Below are 14,303 nucleotides of genomic sequence, written 5' to 3' on the forward strand. Positions count from 1 at the left end.
CCCCGCCCGGCGATCGGAACACGCGATTGTCCTGCGTTCAACGGATAGTCGATCCGCATTCTGCGAAGGGGCGGGTTCACACCCCGCGGTGCTCGGCCGGATAGTCTGCACCGAGCGAAATCCACACGAGGAGTGTTGAATGCGGCGTGTTCTCCGGTCGGCAGCGGTGTCGCTGACGGCAGTTTCGGCGCTGATCATCGGCGGCTGCAGCAGCGCACCACCGCTCGACGACGCCTACGCACCGAGCGGATGGCCCGCCATGCACGCGGACGCCCGCAACAGTGGCACCAGCCCCGCTGAGGGGGCCCGGTCGATCTCCTTCGACTGGTCGCGCCCGATCGGCGCACCGACCGCGACGGCCGCCTCGGTCGCGTCGAACGGCCAGATCTTCGTCACCTCGCGCAGCGAGAACGGCTGCAACCTCTTCTCGTTCGAGATCGAGACCGGCCGCAAGCGCTGGTGCAACCGGCTCGGCCCGGGCGTCGCGGTCTCGACCCCGCTCGTCGACCGCGTCACGAACGTGTACGTCGGCGAGGACGGCGCCATGAACTCCTTCAACGAGCACGGTCAGCTGCGCTGGCGCACCGTGGTGAGCGGGACGCCGCTGTCCGCCCAGTTCACCGCCGACGGAAACCTGCTGTTCGTCACGCATTTCGGCGTCGTCTCGGTGCTCAGTACCCAGACCGGCAAGGAGATCGTGCCGTCGTACCAGCTGATCCCGACCCCGACCTATGACGTCGCCCAGAACGTCCCGCTGCCGCCCGCAGCGCAGGGACTCGAGCAGTGCTTCTTCGGCGCCCCCGAGTGCCCCGTCTCCACGGCCCCGGCCATCGACCTCGCCACCGGCAGGTTCTTCGTGACCGTCTGGCGACCGGGCCGCCCGCACACCGAGCTGGTCGGCCTGCGCTACGCCGACGGCCGGATCAGCGAGGACTGGTCCTCCGCCGCACTGCCCGGCGGCGTGACGTCCAGCCCGGTGATCTCCGCCGACGGGACGACGCTGTACGCGAACGACAGCGCGGGCACGCTGTGGGCGCTCGATTCCGAGACCGGCGACCCCCGCTGGAGCCACGACCTCGGGTTCGCCGCCGCGGGCAGCCCCACCGTCGCCGCGGACGGCCTGATCATCCCGGCCGGCTCCGACAAGGGCCGCTTGCTCGCCCTCGAGGACAAGGGTGACCACGCCGAGTTGCTGTGGGAGCGAAAGGACGTCGTCCAGCTCGGCGTCCCGGCGCAGACCGGCGGCTCGACCGGCTACACCGTCGTCCGCGAGGGCGACACCGGTCTCGCGGTGCTCACCTTCGACACCGATACCGGCGAGACGCTCGACCAGGACACCCTGCCGGGCGCCGAGGGCTTCACCGTCGGCACGTCGATCGGCCCCGGTGGCGAGGTCGTCACCCCCACCCTGATCGGCGAGGTGTTCGTCCTCCGCTAGACCCGGACGCCCGCGGCGCAGACGAACGCCACCGGGGTGCGGCCGATCCGCGTCAGCACGACGCTCAGCGACGCCGAGCCGCGCAGCTTCAGCCGCGGGCGCAGCACCGCGGGGTCCACGTCGACCCCGCGCACCAGGATCTCGGCCACCCCGCAGTCGAGGCGGGCGAGCTCCTGACGCAGCGCCTTCTCGGAGTACTTGAGCTGCTCGATGATCCGGAACCCGCGCACGCCCGCGGGCACCGCGTCGCCGGTGAGGTACGCGATCCGCGGGTCGAGCTGCCAGAGCCCGTGCCGGGCCGCGTAGTGCCGCACCAGGCCCGCGCGCACCACCGCCCCGTCCGGGTCGACGATCCACTCCCCCGGTCCGCGCTCGGGGATCTCGTCCGGTTCGGCGTCGGTGAGCTCCAAGGCGGTGTCCGCGGTCAGCACGGTCGCGCGACGGCGAACCCCCGCCCCCGCGAGTCCGGGCGACCACAGGCAGGCCTCGCGCACGCCACCGTCGAGCGAGACGATCTCCACCTCGCCGGGCCACTCCAGCGCATCGTAGTCCAGTCCGGGAGCGCATTTCACCGACAGGTCGCGGCCGCGGTACGCCTCCAGCAGGTCCGGCAGGGGCGGCTGCAGGGCGGCCGGGTCGTGCCTGCGCCTGCCGCCCGCCCGCCTGGCCGGATCGGCGAGGACGACGGTGTCCCGGGTGCAGGGCACCAGCGCGTCCGCACGGACGACCGTCGCGCCGGGCACGTTGTGTTGCGCCATCGCCAGGCGCACCGGGTCGAGATCGCTGCCGATCACCGCGCTCGCGACGCCGACAAGGGCGGACAGTTCCGCGCCAACCGAGCAGGTGACGTCGTGTACGGCCCGGCCCGCCACCCGGTGGGCTCGCCTGCGCGCGACCACCGAGGGCGTCGTCTGTTGCAGCGCGTCGTCGGTGAACAGCCAGTCCCGGCCACCGTCGATCTTGCCGACGGCTTTACGCCGCAGCAGCACCGTCTCGACCAGGGCAGCGGACCGGTCGACAAAACGCGCACGCACCCGGCCGATGTCGGCCAGGTGCGTGCGCGTCGAGAGTTCGAGCCGATCCACCTCGGTGAGGGCGGCGATGCCGTCCTCGGACGTCAGGTACCGCACGTCCTCCCGGGTGAACTCGTATCCCACTACTTCGGTTCGGGCTTCACGCCGGTGATCATCACGTTGTAGAAGAAGTTACGCGGGACCACGTGCTTGAGGATCTTCTCGTCCACCCAGCTCAGCGTCTTGAACCCACCGAACGCGAACTTGGCCCAGCCCCAGCCGAGCTTCTCCGGCGGAACCGCGGCCTCGAAGGTCCGGACCGGCCAGCCGAGCAGCGCCGCGGCGAACTCCTCGGTGATGGCCCGTACCTCGGTGCCGCCTGCCGACTTCGCCATGTTCTCGAGGTCGGTGGGGTCGAAGGTGTGGATGTCGACGACGGCCTCGAGCGCCGCGGCGCGGGAGGACTCGTCGAGCTCTTCCTGCGGACGACGCCAGCTGGCCAGGAACGGCAGCTTGGTGACCGTGGTGGTGGCCTCCCAGGTGGCGCGGCCGAGCCAGCGGGCGTAGAAGTTGCCGACCGTGGAGGGCTCGCCTGCGAAGACGAATCGGCCGCCCGGCTTGAGCACCCGAAGGACCTCGCGCAGCGACTGCTCGACATCCGGGATGTGGTGCAACACCGCATGTCCGACGACGAGGTCGAAGGTGTTGTCGTCGTACGGGATCCGCTCGGCGTCCGCGACGCGACCGTCGACCTCCAGGCCGAGGTGCTCGGCGTTGCGCAGCGCGACCTTGACCATGCCGGGCGAGAGATCGGTGACGGAGCCGGTCTTGGCGACCCCGCCCTGCATCAGGTTGAGCAGGAAGAAGCCGGTGCCGCAGCCCAGTTCCAGCGCCCGCTCGTACGGCAGCGGCAGGTCCCCTGCGACGGCGTCGAACCGGCCCTTTGCGTAGTCGATGCAGCGCTCGTCGTACGAGATGGACCACTTGTCGTCGTACGTCTCGGCCTCCCAGTCGTGGTACAGGACCTGGGCGAGCTTCGTGTCCTTACGAGCGGCCTCGACCTCTTCGGCGGTGGCGTGCGGACGCGGCGCGGGATCGATTCCGTCATTCGGGCTTGCAGTCATGGGTGAGAGCCTACCGGGTAGTAAGGAGTGTGAACAGGTTCTAGTTTTGCGGTGACATCCGGGCCGCTACTTGCCCGTGAACTGCGCCTTACCCGGGCCGTTCGCCACGAAGGACTCCATGCCGATCGTCCGGTCCTCGGTCGCGAAGAGCTGCGCGAACTGCTGTGCCTCGATCTTCAGGCCGGTGTTCAGGTCCGTGTCGAGGCCCTGATCGATCGACGCCTTGGCGGCGGCGAGGGCGCGGCTCGCGGCACCGACGAACTGCGAGGCCCACTTGCGGGCCGCGTTGTAGACCTCGTCGGGGGCGACCATCTCGTCGATCAGGCCGATCGCGAGGGCCTCCTCGGCGCCGACGAAGCGTCCGGTGAACACCAGGTCCTTGGCCTTGCTGGGGCCGATGAGGCGGGCCAGGCGCTGGGTGCCGCCGCCGCCGGGGATCACGCCGAGCAGCACCTCGGGGACGCCGACCTTGGCGTTGTCGCCCGCGATCCGGCGATCCGCGCCGAGCGCGATCTCCAGGCCGCCACCGAGGGCGTAGCCGGTGATCGCGGCGACGGTCGGCTTCGGGATCTCGGAGATGCAGCCGAGCGCCGACTGCAGGTCGCCCGCGACCGGGCTCATCTCGGCGAAGGACATCTCCGCCATCTCCTTGATGTCCGCGCCCGCCGCGAACACCTTCTCGCCGCCGTACACGATGACCGCCTTGACGTCGGCGTTGACGGTGGCCTCGCGGGCAGCGGCCCGGAGCTCCTCCTGCAACTGACGGTTCAGCGCGTTCATCGGGGGGCGCGCGAGCCGGATGGTGCCGATGCCGTCGGATACCTCGAGAGTCACAAACTCAGCCATGAAGCGAAGGCTACCTTTCGCCCCACGGGTGCGCCCCGGCGGCGTAGTACGGCTCCTGACCGGGGAATCGCACCCGCCACGAGCCGTCCTCCTCCTGGTACAGCGTCGGCAGGATCACCGGGATCTCCGGCTCGGCGGCGAGAACGTCTGCGACGGTGGCATATTGGCCGATCGCGCTCAGCTGGCTCCAGGTCGGCGGGAGCAGCATGGTGCGGCCCTCGATCCAGTCCGTGATGGCCTGCGCCGGGGTCTGCCAGGTGACCTCGGCGGCCTCCGACGTCTCGCCGTCCGCGATCTGACCGGCGGGGGCCGCGGCAACGAAGAAGCGGGTGTCGTAGCGCCTGCCCTCGCCGACCGGGGTGATCCAATTCGCCCACGGCCGAAGCAGATCCGCGCGCAGTACCAGGTTCTCGCGGGCGAGGAACTCGCTGAAGGAGAACTCGCGGGCCTCCAACTGCTTCCGTGCCTGCGCGTAGCCGGCGGTGTCCGCGACGACGGTGTCTGCGGTCGGCCCGGCCAGCAGCACGCCGCACTCCTCGAAGGTCTCCCGCACCGCCGCACAGACCAGCGCCTTCGCCCTGCCCTCGTCGACGCCGAACCGCTCGGCCCACCAGGAGACCGGGGGTCCGGTCCAGGCCACGTCCGCGTCGGCGTCCTGCGGGTCGACGCCGCCGCCGGGGAACACGGTCATGCCACCCGCGAAGGCCATCCCACCCACGCGCCGGAGCAGGAACACCTCGGGCCCGGACTCGGAGTCGCGCACCAGGATGACGGTGGAGGCGTCCTTCGGGGGAACTTCGGGGTGTGCTTCAAAAGTGGCCATGTGTCGGACGTTACAACGCCACCGCACCCATTAGTTCGCGCGGCTCAAGAAAGTGGCCTCCCGCGGGGCGCCTCAGCGGCGGTGCTGGCCAGGGAGCCGGGTGCGCCTGGCGAAGAACCGGCCGTCCACCTTGTCCAGGCTGATCGCCTGACTGAACGCGTGGGTCAGGTTCTCCGCCGTGATCACGTCGTCGATCAGACCCTGCGAGACGACCTCGCCCTCCTTGAGCAGCAGCGCGTGCGTGAAGCCCGGCGGGATCTCCTCGACGTGGTGGGTGATGAGCACGGTCGCGGGTGCGTCCGGGTCGGCGGCCAGGTCCGAGAGCCGCGCGACGAGCTCCTCACGCCCGCCCAGGTCCAGCCCGGCCGCCGGCTCGTCGAGCAGCAGCAGCTCCGGATCGGTCATCAGGGCCCGCGCGATCAGCACGCGCTTGCGCTCCCCCTCAGACAGCGTGCCGTAGGTCCGGTTCGCCAGGTGCTCGGCGCCAAGGCTCTCGAGCATCTCCACCGCGCGAGTGGTGTCCATCTCCTCGTAGCGTTCCCGCCACCGGCCGAGCACGGCGTAGCCGGCCGAGACCACGAGGTCGCGCACCACCTCGTCGGCGGGCACCCGGTGCGCGAGCGAGGAGGACGATAGCCCGATCCGCGGTCGCAGCTCGGTGACGTCGACGCGGCCGAGGACCTCGCCGAGCAGGTGCGCCTTGCCCGACGTCGGGTGCACCTCGGCGGCCGCGATCCGCAGCAGCGAGGTCTTGCCCGCGCCGTTGGGCCCGAGCACAACCCACTTCTCGTCGAGCTCCACCTTCCACGTCACGGGGCCGACCAGGGTCACACCGCCACGGCGGATGAGCACGTCGTCGAAATCGATGAGCAGATCGGGATCAAGTTCGGACACGACGCCCATCTTGACCTACCCGCTCGCGGCGCACGCGTCAGGACCGGGTTGCGTGTCGCCGGTCCCGGCTGCCGCGCAGGTCAACGGGCCGGGCAATCCTCGCGTGCGACGGCGGGCACCGACATCGCCGGTGCGACACCGCCGCCGCCCCGGTTCTGACCGAGCCGGTTCAGGAGGCCCATCATCAGCTGGATCAGGGGCCCGATGCCGAGCGCATAGACGACGGTGCCCACCCCGACGGTGCCGCCGAGCATCCAGCCGGTCGCCAGCACGGCCACCTCGAGTCCGGTGCGGACCAACCGCACCGACAGTCCGGTACGCGCGACCAGCCCGGTCATCAACCCGTCGCGCGGACCGGGGCCGAGACCGGCACCGATGTAGAGCGCCGCCGCGAACGCATTGAGGACGACCGCGATCAGCATCACCGGAATCCGGGTGGCCAGCGCGTCCAGCTCGGGGAGCATGGCCAGCGAGGTATCCACCGCCACCGCGATCACCACGACATTCGCGACCGTGCCGAAGCCGGGGCGCTGGCGGATCGGGATCCACAGCAGCAGCACCGCGGCACCGGTCAGCGCGGTGACGGTGCCGAAGCTCAGCGACGTCCGCTGCGCCACACCCTGGTGAAACACGTCCCATGGATCGAGCCCGAGCCCGGCAACGACCATCAGCGCCATCGAGAAACCGTAGAGCCAGAGGCCGACGAAGAGCGCGACGAGACGGGAGGGCAGGCGGGTGAGCATGGTGGCCAGTCTCCCGAGAACTGGACCGGCAATAAAGTGCCACTTCGCCATCGCTGGACTGCACGAGTGGTATTCGTGGTACGCCAACCGGTCAGGTCGTCACGGCATCGAGCCGATCGAGCATCGCCCGCGGATCGTCCACATGCAGGCTCACGCCCGTGATCATGGTCGGTTCGTCACTGCGGAAGGCGATCGGGACGCCGCTTCGAAAGTCGATGTCGAGGACCGTGCCGTCCGGGCCCGGCAGATGCAGGCGGCCGTCGCGTACTTCCTCGTCGGTGCGATCGAACCGCCTGATCAGCCTCGTGGCGCCGATCTCGGTGAGATCGACGGTCGCCACGACAGCCGACCCCGATCGGAGGACGAGCTCGTCCTCGGTGACCAGGTGCGGGTGCACCGCTCGCCCGGCGAGCCAGCCGACGACCGCGAGGAGGGAGACAACCGTCGCGATCAGCAGCGTCACCCGCAGCCACTGCCACGGCACCAGCAGGTGGATGGCCACCGCCTCGATCAGCCCGGCGACCATGAACGCGAGCGGGAGCGCGACGGTGCCCTTGCTGTACCCGAACGCGGCCGCCTGGCCGTGTCTGTCGTCCACCTCACCTCGGACCCACATCCACATTGCGGCGATCACGGGGTGGCCCCATCGGGCGACATCCCGAGCCGTGCGAGGACCCGCATGAGGACCTCACACTGCGCCCGGTCGGGTACCAACTCGGCGACGGTCATCATCGGCCGCACCATCGGTGCCGCGGACTCCGCGTCCTCGACGATCAGGACCATATCGCCGTACTCCCGAGCGATCACCGACGCGAGTGCCTCAGCGAGAGAGTCGATCTCCTGCTTCGCCGCGGCGGGATCGGCGCCGACCAGTGCCGCGAACCGCCGGTACAGGCCGATCACCACCGCGCGCGAGTCCGGATCCGAGAGCACCCGCGTCGCGGCGTCGAACAGCGAGGAGGGACCCGTCCCGGAAACGGCGAGCAGTTCCCAGGCGTCCCGCTCGCGTTCGAACTCACGGCGGGTTCTGGGATCGCCTTCCGCCGAGATCAATTCGGCAAAGGCCACGGCCAGGTCGGCGGGCAGCGGCGAGACCGGCCGACCCTCGCGGTGTGCGTCGAGCATCTCCCGCAGCCGCAGGCGTTGGCCGCCCAGGCGATCGAGTTCGGCATCGATGCCGTCGATGAGCACCGTCAGGTCATCGCCGAGGTCATCCGTATCACCCTCCGCGCGGGCCGATTCCATGATCGTGGCGATCGAACCGAGCGGGATCCCCGCGGCGGCCAGCCATCGAATGCGGAGCAGCCTGATCAGATCCGGCAACTCGTAGGCCCGATAGCCGTTGGAGAGCCGTCTCGGCTCCTCGAGAAGCCCGAGACGGTGATAGTGCCGGATCGTCCGAGGGGTGATTCCGGCCGTCTGGGCAAGGTCGCCGATTCGCATGAACCCAGCATCAACCATGACGCTGCGTCATGGTCAAACTCGGCGGTTCCTAGCCGAGCGCCGCGATCACGGTCATCGAGCCCGGGGCCACTTCGGTGTACCCGGCGTCGCGCACAGCGATCGCCCGCCGCTGCGCCACCAGCTCGCCGAGGGCCGCCCAGTGCGCCGGATCGGCGTCCCGCACGCTGCAGCGGTAGCCGTCGAGCGACCACGCCAAGGCCCGCTCGGGGTCCATCGCACCCGCCAACAGCATCGAGGCGTGCCCGACCTGGGCCGCGGCCTTGCCGACGGTCATCTCCAGGGAACGGTTCACCCATAGCACCGGCAGGCCCGACACCGGTTCGCCCGGCTCGTCGTGCTCGAGGTCGGTGCCCCCGATCTGGAGTTTGCGGACGCGCTGATCGACCTCGCCGACCGGGCCTGGCACGATGGCCCGGGCCTGCGCCCCGTCGACCTCGACCGTGACGCCGTCCACCTGCTGCGCGGCGAGCCACTGCGATCCCCTGGCCCGGCGCGCGACCTTCCGGATCCGCGAGCCCGTCCAGTCGAGCAGGGGCTGCTGCCACGGGCCCGGTTCGCCGTCGTCGGTCGCGCCTGCCCGCTCGTCGAGGCACAGCGCGACGGTCGCCGCGGCCGCGGCCGCCAGCAGTGCGCTGCGCGCGGGCGGGTGCACCTTGGTGATGTGCAGGACCATCGGCATCGCCAGCACCTGCGCCGGGTCTTCCGGGTCCGCGCGGCCGCCGTAGCCTGCCGCGAGCACCGCATGCCGGTCAAGGAAGGCGGCGGGGAGGCGCTCGTCCATCAGAGCGGCACCCGGCGCACCAGTCCGTCCTCGGCGTCGGCCGCCTCCACCTCGTGGCGGGTCACGCCGAGGATGAACAGCACCGCATCGAGGAACGGATGCGAGAGCGCCGCGTCCGCCACCTCCCGCAGTGCCGGCTTGGCGTTGAACGCGACCCCAAGGCCCGCGGCATTGAGCATGTCGATGTCGTTGGCGCCGTCCCCGACGGCGACGGTCTGCTCCATCGCGACGCCGGACTGGGCGGCGAACTTGCGCAGCGCGACGGCCTTCGCGGCCCGGTCGACGACATCGCCGATCACCCGGCCGGTCAGCTTGCCGTCGACGATCTCGAGGGTGTTCGCCTCGACGAAGTCCAGCTCCAGCTCGTGCGCGAGGCCCTCGATCACCTGGCGGAAGCCGCCGGAGACCACGCCGCAGTGGAACCCGAGTCTGCGCAGCGTCCGGATGGTGGTGCGGGCGCCGGGGGTCAGCTCGAGCGACTCGCCCACCTCGTCGATGACCGAGGCGTCCAGCCCGGCCAGCACCGCGACCCGCTGGTGCAGCGACTCGGTGAAGTCGATCTCGCCGCGCATCGCGGCCTCGGTGACGGCGCGGACCTCCTCCTCCTTGCCTGCGCGGGCGGCGAGCATCTCGATGACCTCGCCCTGCACCAGGGTGGAGTCCACGTCGAAGACGATGAGCCGCTTCGCGCGTCGGGCCAGCCCGGCGCGCTCCACGGCGACATCCACGGCCTCTCCGACGGCCACCTCGGACAGTCCGGTGCGCAGGGCGGCGTCCGCCTCGGCACCGGTGTTGGCGGCGGTCACCATCAGCTCGAGACCGGTCACCGGGTAGTCCGCGATACCGCGGATGGAGTCGATGTTCGCACCCTGCTTCGCGAGTTCACGGGCGATCGTGCTGAACGAGCGGGCCGTGACCGGGCTGCCGAGCACCACCACCGCGTGGGTGGACGGCGCGGGCCGGGCCGCGGCGAACGAGCCGGACTCGACGTCGACCTGCATGCCGACGGTGGCCATCGCCCCCTCGAGCTCGTCCTGGAGGGCGTCGGCGTCGTTCGGGTAGGACACCAGGACGCCCAGCGTCAGGCGCCCCCGGATGACCACCTGCTCCACGTCCAGCAGGCTCACGCGGTGACGCGAGAGCGCCGCGAGCAGCACGGACGTGACGCCGGGGCGGTCCGGTCCCGTGACCGTGACCAACACCGTGGTGTCTGAACCCACCGAGAACTCCCTCCATCCCGCGGCCCAGACCGCGGATTCGAACCCATTGTGCCAATCACAAGGCCCCGCCCGAAGCTCGGGCGGGGCCTTGTGAGTTGTTCATTGCGGCTAGTGCGCGTCCTCGAGGACCGCGGTGGCCTTGCTGCCGTGGCCGGGCCCGACGTGCGCCTCGGCACGCATCCGCTCGACCATGTGCGGGTAGTGCAGCTCGAACGCCGGACGCTCCGAACGGATCCGGGGCAGCTCGGTGAAGTTGTGCCGCGGCGGCGGGCAGGACGTCGCCCACTCCAGGGAGTTGCCGTAGCCCCACGGGTCGTCGACCGTGACGATCTCGCCGTAGCGGTAGCTCTTGAAGACGTTCCAGATGAACGGCAGCGTGGAGGCACCGAGGATGAACGCGCCGATCGTGGAGATCGTGTTCAGCGTGGTGAATCCGTCGCTGGGCAGGTAGTCCGCGTAACGACGGGGCATGCCCTCGTTGCCCAACCAGTGCTGCACCAGGAACGTGGTGTGGAAGCCGATGAAGGTCGTCCAGAAGTGCCACTTGCCGAGGCGCTCGTCGAGCAGGCGGCCCGTCATCTTCGGGAACCAGAAGTAGATGCCCGCGTAGGTGGCGAACACGATGGTGCCGAAGAGCACGTAGTGGAAGTGCGCGACCACGAAGTACGAGTCGGTGACGTGGAAGTCGAGCGGCGGGCTGGCGAGCAGCACGCCGGACAGACCACCGAAGAGGAACGTCACCAGGAAGCCGACGGAGAACAGCATCGGCGACTCGAAGGTCACCTGGCCCTTCCACATCGTGCCGATCCAGTTGAAGAACTTCACGCCGGTCGGGACCGCGATCAGGAACGTCATGAAGGAGAAGAACGGCAGCAGCACGGCGCCGGTGGCGTACATGTGGTGCGCCCACACCGCGATGGAGAGGGCCGCGATACCCAGCGTGGCGTAGACCAGGCCGCTGTAGCCGAAGAGCGGCTTACGGCTGAACACCGGGAAGATCTCCGAGACGATGCCGAAGAACGGCAGCGCGATGATGTAGACCTCGGGGTGACCGAAGAACCAGAACAGGTGCTGCCAGAGCAGGACGCCGCCGTTGGCCGGGTCGAAGATGTGTGCCCCGAAGTGCCGGTCCACGAACACACCCAGCAGTGCTGCGGTCAGCAGCGGGAAGGCCAGGAGGATCAGGACGCTCGTCACCAGGATGTTCCAGGTGAAGATCGGCATGCGGAACATGGTCATGCCGGGGGCGCGCAGACAGATCACCGTGGTGATCATGTTGACGCCACCGAGGATGGTGCCGAGACCACCGACCGCGAGGCCCAGGATCCACAGGTCCGCGCCGACGCCGGGCGAATGCAGGGCGCTGGTCAGCGGGCTGTAGGCGGTCCAACCGAAGTCGGCGGCACCACCGGGGGTGATGAAGCCGGCGGTGGCGATGAGCGCACCGAACAGGTACAGCCAGTAGCTGAACGCGTTCAGGCGCGGGAACGCCACGTCGGGGGCGCCGATCTGCAGCGGCAGGATGTAGTTCGCGAAACCGAACACGATCGGGGTCGCGTACAGCAGCAGCATGATCGTGCCGTGCATGGTGAAGAGCTGGTTGAACTGCTCGTTCGACAGGAACTGCATTCCCGGAACCGCGAGTTCTGTTCGCATCAGCAGGGCCATGAGGCCACCGACGAGGAAGAACGCGAACGACGTCACCATGTACATGATCCCAAGAACCTTGGGGTCAGTGGTGGTGATCATCTTGTAGATGTACGAGCCCTTGGGTCCCAATCGCGCCGGGTAGGGCCTGGCGGCGTTTATCTCGGGGACTGGCTGGGGCGCTACGGCAGTCACTGATCCTCCTGAATGTGCCCTTGGTCGCTCCGCAGGCTCCGCTCAGGACGTCCGGCCCCGGGCTGCGAGGCGAACGTCCTCTTGCTTGCGCTCTGACGAATCGTAGACCGTCCCTCCACGATCCGCGGAGCCGGTCCTACCCATCGTCGTACTTCGTGTCGCGTACAGCCGTCACGCAGGCTCCGACCAGGGAGTACGCGGCCGCACCATCGGCGCTCCATCGACGATAACGTCGAGCCGCTCCTGAAAGAAGGCGACCAGTCCGGCGATCTGCGGACAGTCCGGCAGCGGGCGTTCGTAGCTCCACGCGACGTCGACTCCAGGCTCGCCCGCCTGCTCCACGGTGAAGTACGACGCCTCCCCCTTGTAGGCACACCATGTCCTGGTCGCCGTCGACGTCATGGCGACGCGGACATCCTCGCGCGGGAGGTAGAAGCGGGTCAGCGGCAGGCCGGTCTCGAAGAGCATCATCGACCGATCGGACTCGGCGATCAGAACACCGTCGAGCTCCATCCGGACGCGCCGGGAGCTGCGGCGGACGTCGACCCGATGGAACGGGTCGCGCGGATGCCCCCGGATCGGTTCGTCCTCCTCGAGCCAGTCGAAGGCCTCGAAGTCCAGCAGCACCAGGTCGGCCAGTTCGGGATCGTCGGGACGGAACGCGACGCCGTCGAGAGCGGTTCCGTCGACCTCGATGGTCAGCGCGGTGCCCGGGCAGCTGTGGAAGCCGAATCCGGTCCGCGGATCGAGGACGGGATCGCCGCCACCGAGCGGAACGGGGACCGCAGGCGCGGCCGCGGCCGACGAGGCGGTCATCGGTGCCGCGACGTCCGCGACGGGCAGCGCGTAGACGGGGACCACGCGCCGCGGCTCCCACACCAGCGCGGCGCGGGTGGAGTCGGCCACGACCACGTCGCCGCGCAGCGCCCGGATCCGCTTGGCGGTCGGCTGAAACCTCAGCTCGTCCAGGCCCTGCATCAACATCTGGCTCACCGAAACGGCCATCGCACCATTGTGCCCCCGCTCGACCGCGCGGGCGGGGCTTCCCACAGCAAAGGTCAGCCTTGCTAAGGTTTCGCTTACCTAATGATCTGACAGGAGTTCTCTGTGAAGGCCCGCAAGAATCCGCTGCTCACGCTCGTCGCGGGAGCCGCAGCCGCAGTCTTCGTCCTGACCGGCTGTTCGACCACGAACACCGAGTCGGCCCCGGAGTCGGCCGCACAGGCGCAGTTCCCCCGCATCGTCGAGCACGCGCTGGGATCGACCGAGATCCCCGCCGCCCCGAAGCGGGTCGTCGCCCTCGACACCAGCTATTCCGACGCAGTCCTGCTGCTCGAGACGGACCTGGTCGGGTACGTCACCTATCGCACCGACACCCTGCCGGACTACCTCGGCGACGCCCGCGAGGAGTTCGCGAAGGACGCCGTCGCGGTGGGTCCCCTGGCCACCCCCAGCCTGGAGAAGATCGCCGAACTGCAGCCCGACCTGATCGTGTCCGCGAAGGTCCGGCACGGCGACATCTACGAGCAGCTGTCCAAGATCGCGCCAACGGTGATGTCCGAGACCACCGGGCCGACGTGGAAGGACAACATCCGTCTACTCGGCCAGGCGCTGGGCAAGGAGGACCTGGCCGAGCAGAAGATCGGCGCCTACGAGGACCGGGCGGCCGCCCTCGGCCGCGAGATCAACGCGAAGGCGAACAACCCGACCGTCTCGGTGGTCCGCTTCGCGGGTGAGCCGACCGCACGGATCTACCGGACCACCTCGTTCAGCGGCATCGTGCTCGCCGACGCCGGGCTGGCCAGGCCCGCCAGCGCGGCTCCGGACCCGGCGAAGCCCTCGAGCATCGCCAACGACATCAGCCCCGAGCTGATCACCGAGGCCGAGGCCGACCTGATCCTGGTCTCGACCTACCACGCCCCCGACGGCAGCACCGCGGTGGCCGACCACGCCAAGCCGTTCCTCACCAACCCGCTCTGGACGGGCCTGCGCGGCCGCAAGATCGACGTCGACGACACCGTCTGGATGTCCGCGGTCAGCGTGCAGGGCGCGGGCGGGATCCTCGACGACCTGGCCGCGGCCTACGACGTCGACCCGCGCCGCGGCTAGTCTCGA

14 protein-coding genes are annotated in these 14,303 nt (G+C 69.7%); 2 read left to right on the forward strand and 12 right to left on the reverse strand.

Annotation, left to right across the window (positions count from 1 at the left end; genetic code table 11):
• Positions 1-139: 139 nt before the first annotated feature.
• The gene (locus C8K38_RS22475; RefSeq protein ID WP_097213612.1) at positions 140-1,438 is read left to right on the forward strand and encodes an outer membrane protein assembly factor BamB family protein; all 1,299 of its coding nucleotides are present in this window, start codon (positions 140-142) and stop codon (positions 1,436-1,438) included.
• On the opposite strand, the gene C8K38_RS22480 is transcribed toward C8K38_RS22475, so the two are convergent.
• The 12 genes from C8K38_RS22480 to C8K38_RS22535 all read right to left on the reverse strand — a co-directional run bounded on the left by C8K38_RS22480 (position 1,435) and on the right by C8K38_RS22535 (position 13,193).
• Entirely contained in the window at positions 1,435-2,595 is a 1,161-nt protein-coding gene (locus tag C8K38_RS22480; protein WP_097213613.1) for a class I SAM-dependent methyltransferase, read from the reverse strand. The genes C8K38_RS22475 and C8K38_RS22480 overlap by 4 nt on opposite strands.
• Entirely contained in the window at positions 2,595-3,575 is a 981-nt protein-coding gene (locus C8K38_RS22485) for a class I SAM-dependent methyltransferase (RefSeq protein WP_097213614.1), read from the reverse strand. Before C8K38_RS22485 ends, C8K38_RS22480 begins: the two co-directional genes overlap by 1 nt.
• 66 nt (positions 3,576-3,641) lie before the next feature.
• Positions 3,642-4,421 (reverse strand): enoyl-CoA hydratase/isomerase family protein, encoded by a 780-nt coding sequence (locus C8K38_RS22490; RefSeq protein WP_077041129.1) that lies wholly within the window; start codon positions 4,419-4,421, stop codon positions 3,642-3,644.
• 10 nt (positions 4,422-4,431) lie between these two features.
• On the reverse strand, positions 4,432-5,244 hold the full coding sequence (locus tag C8K38_RS22495) for an NUDIX hydrolase (protein WP_097213615.1): 813 nt from the start codon (positions 5,242-5,244) through the stop codon (positions 4,432-4,434).
• A 72-nt stretch (positions 5,245-5,316) separates the two neighbouring features.
• A complete protein-coding gene (locus tag C8K38_RS22500; protein ID WP_027499165.1) occupies positions 5,317-6,147 on the reverse strand; it encodes an ABC transporter ATP-binding protein in 831 nt (276 codons plus the stop codon).
• A 71-nt stretch (positions 6,148-6,218) separates the two neighbouring features.
• A complete protein-coding gene (yczE, locus tag C8K38_RS22505; protein ID WP_257017736.1) occupies positions 6,219-6,881 on the reverse strand; it encodes a membrane protein YczE in 663 nt (220 codons plus the stop codon).
• 91 nt (positions 6,882-6,972) lie between these two features.
• Entirely contained in the window at positions 6,973-7,479 is a 507-nt protein-coding gene (locus C8K38_RS22510; RefSeq protein WP_257017737.1) for a hypothetical protein, read from the reverse strand.
• Between the two features lie 32 nt (positions 7,480-7,511).
• The gene (locus tag C8K38_RS22515) at positions 7,512-8,324 is read right to left on the reverse strand and encodes a MerR family transcriptional regulator (RefSeq protein WP_097213616.1); all 813 of its coding nucleotides are present in this window, start codon (positions 8,322-8,324) and stop codon (positions 7,512-7,514) included.
• Positions 8,325-8,373: 49 nt separating this feature from the next.
• The gene (locus C8K38_RS22520) at positions 8,374-9,126 is read right to left on the reverse strand and encodes an aminoacyl-tRNA hydrolase (RefSeq protein WP_097213617.1); all 753 of its coding nucleotides are present in this window, start codon (positions 9,124-9,126) and stop codon (positions 8,374-8,376) included.
• Positions 9,126-10,346, reverse strand: a complete 1,221-nt coding sequence (gene serB, locus C8K38_RS22525; RefSeq protein ID WP_097213618.1) for a phosphoserine phosphatase SerB — start codon at positions 10,344-10,346, stop codon at positions 9,126-9,128. Before serB ends, C8K38_RS22520 begins: the two co-directional genes overlap by 1 nt.
• A gap of 108 nt (positions 10,347-10,454) precedes the next feature.
• A complete protein-coding gene (gene ctaD / locus C8K38_RS22530) occupies positions 10,455-12,188 on the reverse strand; it encodes an aa3-type cytochrome oxidase subunit I (protein WP_097213619.1) in 1,734 nt (577 codons plus the stop codon).
• A gap of 171 nt (positions 12,189-12,359) precedes the next feature.
• The gene (locus C8K38_RS22535) at positions 12,360-13,193 is read right to left on the reverse strand and encodes a DUF427 domain-containing protein (RefSeq protein WP_097213620.1); all 834 of its coding nucleotides are present in this window, start codon (positions 13,191-13,193) and stop codon (positions 12,360-12,362) included.
• 102 nt (positions 13,194-13,295) lie between these two features.
• Here C8K38_RS22535 and C8K38_RS22540 point away from each other — a divergent pair, with 102 nt between their 5' ends.
• Positions 13,296-14,297: an ABC transporter substrate-binding protein gene (locus C8K38_RS22540; RefSeq protein WP_097213621.1), complete on the forward strand. Its 1,002-nt coding sequence runs from the start codon at positions 13,296-13,298 to the stop codon at positions 14,295-14,297.
• The last annotated feature ends 6 nt before the right edge of the window (positions 14,298-14,303 follow it).

It is taken from the genome of Rhodococcus sp. OK611 (assembly GCF_003050885.1).
GTDB classification, from domain to species: Bacteria; Actinomycetota; Actinomycetes; order Mycobacteriales; family Mycobacteriaceae; genus Rhodococcus_G; species Rhodococcus_G oryzae.

What these genes read in the sequence shown, in the direction of transcription:
- C8K38_RS22475 (WP_097213612.1), top strand. Translation starts at nt 140, where the DNA reads ATGCGGCGTGTTCTCCGGTCGGCAGCGGTGTCGCTGACGGCAGTTTCG.
- C8K38_RS22485 (WP_097213614.1), bottom strand. Translation starts at nt 3,575, where the DNA reads ATGACTGCAAGCCCGAATGACGGAATCGATCCCGCGCCGCGTCCGCAC.
- C8K38_RS22490 (WP_077041129.1), bottom strand. Translation starts at nt 4,421, where the DNA reads ATGGCTGAGTTTGTGACTCTCGAGGTATCCGACGGCATCGGCACCATC.
- C8K38_RS22495 (WP_097213615.1), bottom strand. Translation starts at nt 5,244, where the DNA reads ATGGCCACTTTTGAAGCACACCCCGAAGTTCCCCCGAAGGACGCCTCC.
- C8K38_RS22500 (WP_027499165.1), bottom strand. Translation starts at nt 6,147, where the DNA reads ATGGGCGTCGTGTCCGAACTTGATCCCGATCTGCTCATCGATTTCGAC.
- yczE (WP_257017736.1), bottom strand. Translation starts at nt 6,881, where the DNA reads ATGCTCACCCGCCTGCCCTCCCGTCTCGTCGCGCTCTTCGTCGGCCTC.
- C8K38_RS22515 (WP_097213616.1), bottom strand. Translation starts at nt 8,324, where the DNA reads ATGCGAATCGGCGACCTTGCCCAGACGGCCGGAATCACCCCTCGGACG.
- C8K38_RS22520 (WP_097213617.1), bottom strand. Translation starts at nt 9,126, where the DNA reads ATGGACGAGCGCCTCCCCGCCGCCTTCCTTGACCGGCATGCGGTGCTC.
- C8K38_RS22535 (WP_097213620.1), bottom strand. Translation starts at nt 13,193, where the DNA reads ATGGCCGTTTCGGTGAGCCAGATGTTGATGCAGGGCCTGGACGAGCTG.